Origin of the sequence: Streptomyces sp. BE20 (genome assembly GCF_036322525.1) — a bacterium.
GTDB lineage: Bacteria > Actinomycetota > Actinomycetes > Streptomycetales > Streptomycetaceae > Kitasatospora.
On the sequence record NZ_JAQYWW010000928.1, the window covers coordinates 1 to 14,567 of the forward strand.

Below are 14,567 nucleotides of genomic sequence, written 5' to 3' on the forward strand. Positions count from 1 at the left end.
CGGGCCGACGAGAGCGAGGAGCCGCGCCAGACCGAGGAGCCGCGCCAGACGGAGGAGCCCCGGGAGACGGAGGAGACCCGGGAGGTTCGGGACGAGGACTCCGAGGATTCGGAGGACGAGCGGAAGACGCCCGAGCAGCGGGCGGAGGAGGAGCGGCTGGCCGAGGAGAGGCGCGCGGGGAAGCGCCGGGCGGACGACGTCGGGGACGTGCCCTCCGTCCCGCATCCGCCGCTGAACGACGGTCTCACGATCGTCGCGTCGGAGACCCGCGACAACGTCGACCAGGGCCCGCAGGTGCCGAAGCTCGTCCTCGACCGCGGGGTGCTCGCCGGCTCGCACATGGTGACCAGCCTCGGCAAGCCGGACACCGTGCTGGTCAGGGAGCTCGGTACGAAGATCGCCGAGGCCCTCCCCGCCGACACGCCGAACCGGGAGTCCTTCGCCCGGGCGCTCGCCGAGAGCGTCGCCAGCGGCACGAGCCTGCGTGCCCTGGTGTCGGCCCTGTCCAGGGGGGACGTCCTGCACATCCCGGTCGGGACCGACGCCCGCCAGGGCACCGTCACCATCCGTGGCGAGGTGGCGGACCTGGTGCGCCACACCCGGAAGGAGAAGTTCGAGTACGAGGGCGGCGGCGACCGCGTGGTGACGCTCGGCGAGACCAAGGGCGCGAACACGTCGGGCGGCCTCGGGCTCCAGGGGCGGGGCGACTTCTTCAAGATCATGCGGGTGGCTCTGGACGCCTTCGGCGTGAACCGCGACAAGACGCGTTCCGACGAGCTCACGACCAGCTCGAAGTTCTTCTCGCGGGCCAAGACCACGGAGGTCACCGAGGTCTTCCGCGGGAACCTGCTGGTCGAGGTGGGGTACCAGCCGAGGGGCAAGCGGGAGACCGACATCGCTCCGGCCCGACTGGATCCGAGGAACCGGAACCTCCTGACGACGCCGCTCGAAGTGGGCATCCCGGAGCGCGAGACCCGGCCGTCCACCGAGGCCGACATCAACAAGAACCTGCTGGGCGACCTCGACCAGGACCATCTCCGGCAGCAGCGGCTGCATTCCTCCAACGTCCTGCTGGACGTCCACGTGACCGGCGCGCCCCACGTCCGCACCACGGTGCGGGAGGACGCGGGCGGCTCCGTGCAGATGACGGACCGGAGCAGGCCGCAGGACACCCTGCCGACGCGCCGACAGGCCATGGTGGGTGTGGTCGAGGCCCTTCGCGAGAGCATCGTCCGCGAGAAGGCGACCCACGAGCAGACCGTCCGCGAGCGCACCGCCGACCAGGACGCCGCCGACCGGGACACCGCTCTCGACGACGCCGCCCGCGCCGACCGCACCCGCCGCGAGACGGAGACCGGCGCGAGGCTCGCCCGGGCCGAGGAAGCGCTCACGTACCACGGGAGCGTGCTGTCCGAGCGGCTCGTGGCCGAGTTCGGCTTCCGGCGTCTCCAGCAGGACTTCAAGGGCCTGACGAACGGCGAGTCGGTGATCGTCCGGGTGCCCGGCACCGACGTGTGGGCCGAGGTGAAGGCCGCCAGCCGCGGGATGCGCCTGGTGGCGACCACCAAGGACACCGAGTTCAACACCGGCGCCGGCGCGGCCATGACCAAGCTCCGGCGGAAGGTGGTGACCGGGTTCCTGCAGCTCCAGGGCGGCGGCCGGTTCGGCACCGACGTTCTGAACGTCGGCGCCAGCTACGGGAAGCGATGGGGCAAGGACAGGATCATCGTCTCGGGCCGGACGCTGGAGACCGCGGTCACGACCAAGACCAAGGAGAACGGCGCGGTCCTCGACGGGGACGGCTACCTGGAGGTGACGATCCACAAGGGCGACGAGAAGCTGGGCGACACCATCGAGGTGCCGGTCGGGTTCCGGTCGCTGATGCCTCAGTCGGACCTCCTCGCCAACCAGCAGAAGGGGCCCGTCCTGGAGGCCGAGTACCTCCTCCCGGAGTCCGCCGTCATCCGCGACATCGGTTCGCTCGCCGAGGTGCGGAGCGATCTGGAGAGGGTCGGCCGGGAGCAGTACGGGAGCCTCTGGCCGCAGATCCGTACCGAGGTGATGCAGATCGTCACCCAGCCCTCGCTGGCCTCCAAGCTCGGTGCGATGAGCCGCGGGGACGAGTTCGAGCTGACCGCCTTCGACCGGGACAAGGTGGCCGGCGCGGTCGCCGCACTGGCGCAGCGCGGTCTCAAGGTGACCGTCAAGGCCACGCTGACCCACACCCAGCTCCTCCGGACGAGCGAGAAGGCCGACCTCAGCCGGCAGAACGAGTCCAGCAGCTTCAGGACCGAGCAGCGGTACACCAGTAAGTTCGATCTCAAGCAGGGGGCCGTCGGATACGCCCCGGTCAGCGAGATGCCCTCCGGCCAGGTACAGCTCAGCCAGGAGATCAGGGTCCGCGGCGGTGTCCGGGACGACGTCAACGACAAGCTCTACTCGAACAGCAAGATCCGGGAGGCGCAGGAGATCCACGGCGGGAGGATGAACCTGACGGTGGTCCTGGAAGGCGGCGGGTTCGGAACCCGCGAAGTCTCCGCGGGGATCGACACCGAGTTCAGCGTGAAGTCCCGCACCGACGCGCCGGCAACGGGCGGGCCGGGCCCGCTGCCGCGCAACGAACTCAGTGCCGCCTCCGTGGTGTCGTTCAGGAACGAGCCGGGGACACCGGGCGGTGACCGGTTGTTCCAGGACGTCCGGAACGCGCTGAAGGACCGCTTCCAGTGGCGCGGGGGCGTCTCCGACTCCCTGGAGCGCACCCTCCGGTCGGATCTCGGCGCGGTCGCGATGCAGGCCAAGCTGTCCGAGCTCACCCGGGGCGGGGTGCTCAAGGTGCCGGTCGCCGGCCCGGGCTGGTCGGCCGAAGTGGTCGTCCGGGCCGTATTGAGGGCGGCGCCCGTCACGAAGTACACCGTGAACGACGCCGAGTTCGAGGTCGGGACCCAGAACCGGACGGGGCACGGCGTCATGCGGGACATCCGGGACCGGGTGACGGGGGTCCTCGGGCTGACCGGCAGGGCGCAGAAGGAGCAGGGCGGCGGGCCCGGGCTGACGGTGACGGGCGACTACTCCTACCGTCACGAGTCGTCGACCGGTGGCAACCTGCAGAGCTCCGGCACCGCCGTCAACCGGGCGAAGAACGTCTCGACCGCCGTCGTGTCCGACGTCGACGTCCAGTACCAGGTGGAGATCCGCGGCTGGACGGGCGGGCTGGTCCCCAGCACGACGAAGCTCGACCCGATCACGATGCCGGCGGAGGTCGTCACCCCGCAGTACGGCGTGTTGGCACCGGCCGATGTGCGCGCGGTTCCGGACCGCATCTGGCAGGACCACGTGCTCGGCTCCTCCGACGTCGTCACCAACGTGTTCAGGCCCAGCGGCCCGGCGGCCACGGTGACGCCGACCGACTTCGGCAAGGCCGTCCTGCGGGGGAGCAACGACCCGGGGGAGTTCGGCGGGCGCAACGTACAGGAATGGCTGCACGGGCTCGGCAGGTCCGGCCTCCGCCACAAGCTGTACGACGCGCTCAGCCCGAACAACCTGCACGACCAGCTCAAGACCATGATGTCGGGCCGGGAACTGGTGGTCTCCGACGGCGGTGTGACCGTCAGGATCGGCGCGTCCGTCAAGCGGCTGGCCCACGAGGGGAACACCACGACCACCGAGTTCAACACCGGGACGAACGTCGAGCACACCCACTCGGCGGCCGACGGGGCGACCGGCGGCGGCAGCGGCTCCAGCCACCAGCTGCGGGCCGGGGTGGCCGTCTCGACCGGCCTGTTCTACGCGGGCGACACGCTGGCCGCGTCCTCCAGCAACAGCACGCGCGAGACGTGGTCGAACCGCACCGGCTCGGGCAACACCACCAAGGTGAAGCCCGTGGGCAACGTCTTCACCGGCGAGGCCAACCTGCACTTCTCGGTCGAGTGGAAGGACCTGGTCAGCACCGAGGGCCGGTTCGTCATGGTCACCAAGCGGGCCTACTTCCGGCGCGAGGTCGGCATGGACGTGGTCATCGACATCGCGGAGACCCGGGAGACCGTGCCGGGCAACCCGCCGAACGAACCGACCAAGGTCTTCGTGGCCGCGACCGCGCCGCGCGGCGCGGACCTGCGCAGAGGACTGAACGACGACCGGCCGGTCGCCGAGGCCACCCCGGCCCCGCCCGCCCAGATCCCTCCCCCCCGGGTGTGGACGCACGGGCTGGTCGACACCGATGTGGTGCGCGACGCCGGCATGTCCCCGGACGCGCGGAAGCAGCTGACGGACGGCGCCGAGGAGTTCCTGGGATCGGACAACTGGGACCGCGTCCGGGGCATGGTGGAGCGGATGATCGACCCGGTGGCGCTGGCCAGCCGCCTCGTCACCCCGCACACCCCGGACGCCTCGGCGGGGGACACCCGGAACGACGCCTCGGACCCCGCACCGGAAGGCGCTCCCACGCCCCCGGGCTCCGTCCGACCGACCCTCACGGACGGCCCGGGCAACTCCACCCTCCTCCTGGGACGGACCGATCTGGCCGGCGACGTCCAGGTGGAGGTGCGGATGAAGATCAAGGAGCTGGAGTTCGTCAAGACCGACACCAGGACCGACTCCAACCCGACCAACACGTCGTCGGTCACCGACGGCGTCCGGGCCCAGCGCGCGTTCCGCGTGGCCAACCGCATCACGGGGGGCGTCGTCACCCCCGATACCTTCGGGATGGGCCACGCCAGCCTCCGTGGCGGCATCTACGTCGACACCGCCTACGAGCGCCGGACCGACGTCGAGACGGTCGAGGGCGGCCAGATCGTCAACAACGCCAAGATCTCCACCCCGACCGCGCGGTACCGGGGCTTCGCCGAGGTGGAGGTGATCTACCACAAGGGCGAGCTGACCATGCCCCGCATGGAGCTCATGGCGATCGAGATCGACATCCCCGCCGGTGACACCACGCCGACGCCGGTACCGCACAACGGCTTCCTGCGCTTCCACGAAGAGGCGCAGAGCGGCGAACTCCGCCTGCACGGCGCGCCGCCGGACGCGCTGAAGTCGGTGGCGGGTGCGCTGGGGCTCGACGTCGGCGCGCCCTCCGACCACGAGCGGATCCTGCGCGTCGGCCACATCGCCCGGAGGCTGCTCCCCGAGTCGCTCACCGTCGAGGGCCCCAGGGGCGAGCGGTGGTTGCGCGGCCTCGACCGGCTGCTCGACCTCGCCGCGAACGAGGAGGCCGGGGCTCCCTTCGACCGCCTGCGCGACGCGATGGCGGGCCGGCCGGTGCCGGTCCAGGATCGACGCCGCCTCCAGGACCTCGTCGAGCACGTCGGCGCGGACCCCGATCTGGCGGCGGGAGCCGCGAACGGCCACTGGGAGGTCCTGGGGGCGGGGCAGGAACAGCCGCAGCAATCGCAGCAGGGCGGGCAGCGGCAGGAGCAGCGGCAGCCGGACCTGAGCCTGCGCGAGCCGACCGTCCCGGACGTCCGGTGGACCGCCGACGCCGCCGACACGAGGTCCATGTCCCGACTGCTCGACCGGTTCCGGGCGACCGTCCTCCAGGAGGCCGCCCTCCGGGGGAACGCTCCGAGGGCGGAGGGGGACACCAGGCCGCCGGTGGTCGAGGTCACCCTGGACGGACCGGTCAATCGGGCCCAGCGGGAGGCCGACGCGCTGGAGCGGCGGCTGCGCACGCTGGCCCGGGGACTGACGTACGAGGTGGACGTGGTCATCCGGACTGTGGAGTCTCCGGTGCGGCGAGCGGCAGCCCCGGGCGAACCCGCAGGCGCCGTCCGCTCCTTCCGGATCGGACCGGAGACGCCGGACGCGGAGGACGGCCCGTCGGTGCGGCGTGCGGACGACGGGGTGATCCGGCAGTCGGAGGAGGCATCGGGCGCCCTGCCGGGCGGATCCTTGCCGAACGTTCCGCAGGTGCGGCGTCCTTCGCCGGAGGACGGGGCGGACGACCACGCGGACGATCAGGCGGACGATCAGGCCGATGGCCACGCGGACAACCAGGCCGACGATCAGGCCGACAACCGGGCGGACGATCAGGCCGGCAACCGGGCGGACGAGCAGACGGAGGACGTGCGGGAGGTCCCGGGCGGTCCGCTGTCGTGGAACGGGTCGGGTCCGGGCCAGGGCTCGAACGTACCGCTGACGCGACGGCGGGACGACGAGTCGGACGAGGAGCAGGCGCCGAAGCCGTCCGCGCTGCGCGACACGCTGGACGAGGAGCAGGACGCCGGCCTGATCGTGCCGGGCCTGTCGGAGAGCCGCTCGCAGGAGAGCCGCTCGCAGGAGAACCGGCCGCAGGAGAACCGGTCTCAGGAGGAGCGGTCGCCGGAGAACCGGGAGGTTCCGCTGCTGGACGCCGGTGCGTTCGTGCCGCAGCCGGTGCCGTCCCCGGACGACCCGCGTCGGCGCCCGACCGTGCCGACGGCGAGTACGCGGCACGACGAGTCGGACGACTCGCTGACGTCGGGTTCGTCGTCGCCGATCGAGCGGTCGGAGGGGCTACAGCACGAGCGCACGGAGTCGGGCGATTCGATGGTGACGGCCCCGCTCTGGCCGGTCGACGCCGCGACCTTCTACCAGCACGAGGGTGCGCGGTTGGGGGACGACTCGGACAACGCGTCGGTCGATTCGGACCTGCCGGACCTGCCGCACGAGCGCGACGCGTCGGGCGCCTCGTGGCGGACGGCACGGTTGTACGAGGGCGAGGAGGACTTCTACCAGCACGAGGGTGCGCGGTTGGGGGACGACTCGGACAACGCGTCGGTCGATTCGGACCTGCTGGATTCCCGGAGCGAGCAGTCGGAGGACTCGTGGGTGGAGGTCCAGCCGCCCCGGTTCTACCAGCAGGGCTCGAACGTGCCGCTGGGCAACGAGACGCCCCCGGTGGTCGAGTCGCTGCCGTTGCCGCCGTTGCCGCCGTTGCCGCCGTTGCCGCCGTTGCCGCCGTTGCCGCCGTTGCCGCCGCACGAGGCCGGCGGGCCGCCGCGGATCGAGGAACCCGCTCCCCAGGAGACCCTGGAGGACAGCATCTTCACCGCCCTGACACAGATGTACAACAACGGCGGGGCGGCGGGTGAACCGCCCGGCGGTGCCCGGCCGTAGAGAGGGAGTGGGAGCACCCGAGGTCCTGTCGGCCGGGTGGTCCCACCGACAGGGACTGCATGCGGAGCCGAGGAGCTGCGGTGGGGACGAGCACGGGCGGGAACGGAACGACGGGCATACAGCTGCCGTCGGTGGCCTGGGAGATGGAGGAGGAGGGCGACGGGGCAGTCACGGCCCCGTCGGCGGGTCCGGTGCCCTCCTCCGGTCCCTCGCCCTCCTCCGGAGCGGGCGCGGGCGCCGCGTCCGCTGCCGCCGGGGCTGCCGCCGTGGCGGCAGCGGCGCCTCCCGCGGTGCCGCAGTACGGGCCGCCCACGCCGGAGGCGTCGCCGACGCCGGCGGCCGTGCCCGCTCCGGACCCCGGCTCCTCCGGCAGCTTCCCGGAGGAGCCGGGAGCGCTGGAGCCCGTCGCTCCCGAGCCGGAGGGCGGCGCGCCCGACGGCGCTCTTCCCGGGCGGCGCGCCAGGTTCAAGCGGCCCGCACTGGTCGCCGCCGCCACGGCGGGGGTCGTGCTGATGGGCCTGCCGTTCCTGATCACCGACGGCGCCGACCGCCGGGACGGCCACGGCGGGCGGGGCGACGACCTCGGGGTGAACCAGCCCGACCTCCAGCTCGTCGACGGTCCGCAGATCGACGACGCCCCGGTGCCGCCCGCACCCGTCGACCCGCCCGTCACCGGCGACCCGACTGCGGCGCCCACCGAGCCGGCGCCCGTCCAGGGACCGACCCCGGGCACCCCCGAGACGCCCGTCATCGACGGCGTGCCGGCCGGCCAGCCGGTGACCGCCGCCGTCCCCGGCGCGGCCCCGAACCCGCAGAACACCCGGCCCTCCAACGGCTCCGCCCCGGTGGCCAAGGCGCCGGTGGGCGGTGGGACGCAGCAGCAGGGGAGCGGTGGCGGTTCGGGCTCGCAGCCCGCCCAGGGCCGGCCGCCCGCGGCGCAGCAGCCCGCGCCGCCGCCCGCCGGGCTGCCGCCCGCCGCGCAGCAGCCCGCGCCGCCGGCCGCCGGGCAGCCGCCCGTGGCCCAGCAGCCCGCGCCGCCGCCCGCCACCCAGCAGCCCGTGCCCCCGGTCCCGGCCCAGCCGCCCGCCGCGGCGAAGGCGACCTACAAGGCCGTGGGCGGCACCGGGTGCTCCACCTCCTCCGCCACCTACGCCCAGCACGGCTGGTACGAGCAGGACACCAAGGGCTGGCTGAACAACTCGGCCGGCGGGTACACCGGTTCGGGCTGCAACGGCAAGTACGTGTCGATGCCGATGTCCGGCGCGGAGGCCAAGGACGACACCGACAACTGGGTGCTCTGGACGTTCTCCACGGCGCCGGTGACCAATGGCAGTTGCAAGATCGCCGTCTACGTGCCGAACAACTCGGACGTCAAGGCGGTCGGCGCCGCGCCGGCGTACTACACCGTCCAGAACGCCTCGGGCGGCACGATCGGCGACTTCCCGGTCAACCAGAGGACCAACCGGGGCAGTTGGGTCACCGGGGGGACGTTCGCGGTGAGCGGCGGGAAGATCGCCGTGAAGCTGCACTCGCGCGGCATCGACTGGAACGACAAGGCGCACATCGCCGCGTCCGCCGTGAGTGCCGACTGCACGGCCGCCTGACACCGCCACCCCGGGCACCGCGCCCGCCTGCCCACCGCAGCACGACCCACCGCACCACGACGACCGCAGCACCACCACCGCACCACGACGACCGCTATACGGCGAAGAACCCCAGGAGATGAAGGCCATGTCGCGCCATGTGCTGACGGTGTGCCCGGAGCAGCGCGGCGGCCCGTACCGCACGATCGGCGACGCGCTCGCGGCGGCCCGCAACGGGGCGGTGATCTCCGTGCGCCCCGGCCGCTACGAGGAGAACCTCGTCATCACCAAGATGGTCACCATCACCGCCGAGGAGCCGCGCGGCAGCGTCCGGATCACCGCCCGGCGAGGGTGCGTCGTCCAGGTGGTGGCCGAGGCCGTCCAGCTCACCGGCCTGATCGTGCAGGGGCAGGACGAGGAGCTGCCCGCGGTCGACGTGCCGCGCGGGCAGGCGGCGCTGTCCGACTGCGAGGTGGTGGGCAGCTCCTGGACCGCGGTGCTCACCCGCCAGCAGGGCTCGCTCGCGATGCGCGACTGCCGGGTCACCAACCCGGCCGGCGCCGGCATCGTCGAGACGTCCACCGGCACCAGCGTGATCGAGGACTGCGTCATCGAGCACCTCGGGACGTCGGCCGTGGTGATCGGCGAACGGGCCAACCCGCTGCTGCGCAACTGCGTCCTGCGTGACGCGCGCGGTAACGGCGTCTGCGCGAACGGCGAGGCCCGCGGCACCCTGGAGGACTGCGAGATCTCCGTCACCGACAAGCCCGCCGTCGCGCTGGAGGAGCGCTCCACCACGCGACTGCTGCGCACCACCGTCCACGACACCACCATCGGCGTGTACATCAGCTCCGAGGCGCGCGTCCTGCTGGAGGACTGCACGGTCACCGGCACCTCCGGCCACGGCATCGCGCTCGCCGGCGGTACCGATCCCGAGCTGCGCCGCTGCCGGGCCACCCGTACGGCGGGCCACGGCATCCACGTGACCGCCCGTTCGCGCGGCGTCTTCGAGGACTGCGAGGTGGACGGCGCCGAGGGCACCGGCATCTGGGTGGGCGAGTCCGCCGGCCCGGTCCTGACCCGCACCGTCGTCAAGGACTGCGGCGCGGTGGGCGTCGAACTGACCGGGGGCAGCACCGCCGACATCGACCGGCTGGAGGTCCGGGACGCCACCGGCGCCGGTGTGTCGATCACCGACGGCGCCAACCCCAGGCTGCGCCACCTGACCGTCACCGGCGCGGGCGCCGACGGCGTCGAGGTGATCCGGGACGGCCGGGGCCGGCTGGAGGGCGTCGAGGTGGTGGACGCAGGCCGGTCCGGGCTGCGGATCGCCGACGGCGCCGACACCTTCGTCGGCAACGCGGTGGTGCGCGGGGCCAAGGGGGCGGGCGTCCTGGTCGGCAAGGTCGGCCGGGCCGCACTGCGGGACTGCGAGACCTCCGCTTCCGGGGACGACGGCCTCGCGGTCGAGGACGGTGGCGAGCTGACCTGCACCCGGGTCCGCACCCACGGCAACCGCCGGCACGGCGTGCGGATCGGGGCCGGGGCGCGGGCCGTGCTGACCCAGGTCGACGCGGTGGAGAACATCGGCGACGGAGTGCGCCTCGACTCCGCCGAGGCGGTCCGGCTGACCGGCTGCACGCTGGCCCGCAACCGGGGCTCCGGCCTGCGGCAGACTGCGCCGAGCGAGCGGCTCGCCGTCGAACAGCTGGCCAGCGAGGAGAACGGCCTGCCCGACGCGCACGGCACCGCGACCGCGGCGACCGCCCGGCCCGCCACCGGCGCGGAGACCGCCGACCCCGGCGGGCCGTCCGCGGCCGATCCGGGGGGCCGGCCCGCCGGTGAGGCGGGTCCGGTCGTCGCGCCCGGTCCACTGGAGGTGCTGGAGTCCCTGGTCGGCCTGGCGGGCGTCAAGGAGCAGGTGGCCACCCTGGTCAACCTCAACAAGCTGGCCCGGCGCCGGGAGCTGGCCGGCATGCCGAGCCTCCCGATGAGCCGCCACCTGGTCTTCGCGGGCCCGCCCGGCACCGGCAAGACGACCGTCGCCCGGCTCTACGGCGCCATCCTCGCCGAGCTGGGCGTGCTGCGCAGCGGGCACCTGACCGAGGTGGCCCGGGCCGACCTGGTCGCGTCGATCATCGGCGGCACCGCGCTCAAGACCACCGAGGTGTTCCAGTCGGCGCTCGGCGGGGTGCTCTTCATCGACGAGGCGTACACGCTCTCGGCGGGCTCCGGCGGCAGCGGGCCGGACTTCGGCCGGGAGGCGATCGACGCCCTGGTCAAGCTGATGGAGGACCACCGCGACGACATCGTGGTCATCGTGGCCGGCTACTCCGCCGAGATGACCGACTTCATGGCCAGCAACCCCGGCCTCGCCTCCCGGTTCAGCCGGACCGTCGAGTTCGCCAACTACGCGGTGGACGAGCTGGTCACCATCGTGGAGAAGGCCGCCGGGGCCCACGGCTACGAGCTCGCCGACGGCAGCGTCGAGGCCCTGGCGCTCCTCTTCGAGCAGATGCCGCGCGGCGCGGACTTCGGTAACGGTCGAGCGGCCCGCAAGGTCTTCGAGGAGATGGTCGACCGGCAGGCCACCCGTCTCGCCGCCCAGCCCGAGATCAGCGACCAGGACCTCGCGCTGCTCGTCCCCGAGGACGTCGGCGTCGAGCTCGCGGCCCCCGTGTCGGCGGCCGACGGCACCGAGCCGCTCGCCGAACTGGCCGCCCTGGTCGGCCTGCCGGCGGCCAAGGAGCAGGTCGAGGACCTGGTCAACCTGCTCCGCCAGGCCCGCCGCCGGGAGGAGGCCGGGCTGCCGACCGCGACCATCAGCCACCACCTGGTCTTCGCCGGGCCGCCCGGTACCGGCAAGACCACCGTCGCCCGCCTCTACGGGCGGCTGCTGGCCGAACTCGGCGTGCTGCCCAAGGGGCAGCTGATCGAGACCGCACGCGCCGACCTGGTCGGCCGCTACGTCGGCCACACCGCGCAGCTCACCAAGGAGGCCTTCGAGCGGGCGCGCGGCGGAGTCCTCTTCGTCGACGAGGCGTACACCCTGACGCCCCGGCACGGGGGCGGCGGCGACTTCGGCCAGGAGGCGGTGGACACCCTGATGAAGCTCATGGAGGACCACCGGGACGAGGTGGTGGTGATCGTGGCCGGCTACGACGACGAGATGCGGCACTTCCTCTCCTCCAACCCCGGCCTGGCGTCCCGGTTCTCGCGCCAGATCGACTTCGGCCACTACACGGACGACGAGCTGGTCACCATCGTGACGAACCATGCCGAGTCGGCCGGGTACAGCTGCGCGCCGGAGACGCTGGAGGCGCTCGGGCGACTGTTCGCCTCGGTGCCGCGCGACCGGACCTTCGGAAACGGTCGCTTCGCCCGGCAGACCCTGGAGGGCATGATCACCCGCCAGGCGGGCCGGCTCAGCCGACTGGACGTCGCCGACCTCTCCGAGCTCAGCCTGCTGCTGCCCGGGGACATCGCGGCGGACCGCCTCGGCAGCACGGTGTGAGCGGACGGGCCAGCCGGGCCGGGCGGGCGACCGTCGCGGTGTGTGGTCTCACCCTGCTCGCCGCGGTCGCCCCGTCGGTGGCGGCCGGGCCTGCGGCGGTGGCTGCCGTGCCGGCCGTCCTGCCGGCGGCGCCCGGGGCGGGGCCGACGGCCGCCGTGCCCGCCGCCCCCGCGGTCCCCGCCGCACCCGGCGTGCCCGTCGCACCGGGCGCGGCGTCGGTGCCCGCGGCCCCCGGGGTGTCGCCGGGCGCGGCGGAGCTGCCCGGGGTGGCGCAGACGCTGCCCGACGTCAAGCAGAACGGCTGCCGCAAGCCCTCCACCCGGACCCTGGACCGGCCCGGGTGGGCCCAGGCGTACCTGCGGTCCGACGCCGTGTGGCCGCTCAGCCGGGGCGCCGGCGTGACGGTGGCCGTGATCGGCTCGGGGGTGGACGCCTCGGCGGGGTCGGCGTCCGGTGCACTGGCCGGGCGTCTGAAGCTCGGCCCCCGGCAGTACGGGTCGGGCGACTCGGGCCAGGACTGTGTCGGCCACGGCACGTTCCTCGCGGGCCTGGTCGCCGGCCGCCGGATGCCCGACGGCGGACCGTCCGGACTCGCCCCCGGGGCGACCGTGCTGGCCGTGGCCGCCACCGACGACGCCGGCAGCACCACCTCCGACCTGCTCGCCAAGGGCATCCGCGCGGCGGTCGACGGCGGCGCCCGGATCGCCGTCGTCGCGGCGCCGGTGGCGGAACCCGCGCCGGCGCTGGCCGAGGCGGTCGGTTACGCCGCCGCCAAGGGCGTGCTGCTGGTCGCGCCCGCCGGGCCGGACGGGCAGACGGCCGCCGCGCCGGTGTACCCGGCCGGCTACCCCGGCGTGCTCGCGGTGGCGGGCCTCGCCCCTGACGGATCCGTGCCCGTCGGGGCCGCGGGCGGAGGGGCCTCCGGTGGCGGTGCCGCCGCGTCCGGGGCCGCCGGAGCTCCCGCCGGGCGGGCTTCGCGGGTGGACCTGGCGGCGCCGGGCGAGGCCGTGCAGGCCGTCGGCCCGGGCGGGGGCCACTTCACCGCCTCGGGTCCGAGTTACGCCGCGGCCCTGGTCGCCGGGGCGGCGGCGCTGGTGCTCGGCCGGTCGCCCGAGCTGACTGTCGAGCAGCTCGCCGACCGGCTGCGGGAGACCGCCTACCGGCCCGGCTCCGCGGTGCCCGATCCGGTCGTCGGCTGGGGGGTGGTGGACCCGGTGACGGCCGTCACCGCCCCGCCCGCCGCACACGCTCCGCTCTCACCGACGGACCCGGTCGTCGTCCCTCCGCCCGCCGACCGCTCGGCCGTCCGGCGGGCTTCGGCGCTGGCCGGCGCGATCCTCGGCGGGGCCGCGCTGGTCGGCCTGGCCGCCGCCGCGGTGCGTGCGGGGCGCCGACGGGGCTGGCGCGCGGGGTGATCGCCGACGGCCGCCAACGCCGGGCCAACGGCCCGGTGCCGGTGGCATTGGCGTGACGTTGGCCCGTCGTTGGCGACGGCTGCGAGCGTGGCACCGCCGGGGGGAGCGGTCCGAAGGGAGCGGTACACCCGGCGCACCGAGTCAGCGGTCGAGTGATCGACCGATGCACCGACGAATGTGGTAAGGGACCCAACAGCCGTGGCCATCGACGCTACCGCCCACGACGGAACGACCATCCAGGACTCCGGGTCGCCGAGCCCGGAGAGCACCCTGGGGGGCGAGCGGAGAGGGTCGGAGCCCGCCCGGCGCAGCCCTGACCTGCCCGCGCCCGAGGGGGCGACGGACGGCGGGCCGACGGCGGAGGCGACCACCGTGCCGGCGGCCGAACCGGCGGCCGGGGCCGGGAAGGCCGTCGCCCCGGTGACCGTGCCGCAGGCCGCCCGGCCCACCCTGGACCAGGACACCCTGGCCGAGCTCTTCCGCCTGCACGGCGGCTACCTGCTGCGCGCGATGCTCCGCGTCACCAGCGGCGACCGCGGCAAGGCCGAGGACATCGTGCAGGAGGCCCTGCTGCGCGCCTGGCAGAACCCGGCCGCCATCCACCGAGGCCCCGAGCACAGCCGCCCCTGGCTGTTCACCGTGGCCCGCCGGATCGCCATCGACCACTACCGGATGCAGGCCGCCCGGGCCCAGGAGGTCGCCGACGAGGCGCCCGAGGAGCACGCCGGCGCCCACGACCCGTACGACGAGGTGCTCGCCGCCCGGGACATCGCGGTCGCCATGGCCGAGCTCCAGCCCCACCACCGGGACGTGCTCGTCGAGCTGCACATGAGGGGCCGCTCGATGGCCGAGGCGGCGGTGGTGCTGGGGGTGCCGGTCGGGACGGTCAAGTCCCGCAACTTCTACGCCGTCCGCGCCCTGCGGCCGATCCTGGAGGCGCACGGCATGGCGACGGCCGGCTGA

4 protein-coding genes and 1 pseudogene are annotated in these 14,567 nt (G+C 74.1%); all 5 read left to right on the plus strand.

Features of this window, described 5'->3' with window-relative positions; translation table 11 throughout:
* A pseudogene (locus PUR61_RS21685) lies at positions 1 to 7,092 on the plus strand (hypothetical protein); the annotation flags it as partial.
* Positions 7,093 to 7,172: 80 nt separating this feature from the next.
* Positions 7,173 to 8,696 carry a hypothetical protein gene (locus tag PUR61_RS21690; protein WP_329880892.1) on the plus strand — a complete coding sequence of 508 codons (1,524 nt, stop codon included), beginning with the start codon at positions 7,173 to 7,175 and terminating at the stop codon, positions 8,694 to 8,696.
* Between the two features lie 127 nt (positions 8,697 to 8,823).
* Complete coding sequence (locus PUR61_RS21695; protein ID WP_329880893.1) at positions 8,824 to 12,189, plus strand: right-handed parallel beta-helix repeat-containing protein; 3,366 nt, start codon at positions 8,824 to 8,826, stop codon at positions 12,187 to 12,189.
* Complete coding sequence (locus PUR61_RS21700) at positions 12,186 to 13,604, plus strand: S8 family serine peptidase (protein ID WP_329880894.1); 1,419 nt, start codon at positions 12,186 to 12,188, stop codon at positions 13,602 to 13,604. The genes PUR61_RS21695 and PUR61_RS21700 overlap by 4 nt, the downstream gene beginning before the upstream one ends.
* Before the next feature lie 198 nt (positions 13,605 to 13,802).
* On the plus strand, positions 13,803 to 14,567 hold the full coding sequence (locus PUR61_RS21705) for a sigma-70 family RNA polymerase sigma factor (protein ID WP_329880895.1): 765 nt from the start codon (positions 13,803 to 13,805) through the stop codon (positions 14,565 to 14,567).

Excerpts from the sequence above, each read along its gene's own strand:
- PUR61_RS21695 (WP_329880893.1), top strand. The coding sequence starts at position 8,824 with ATGTCGCGCCATGTGCTGACGGTGTGCCCGGAGCAGCGCGGCGGCCCG.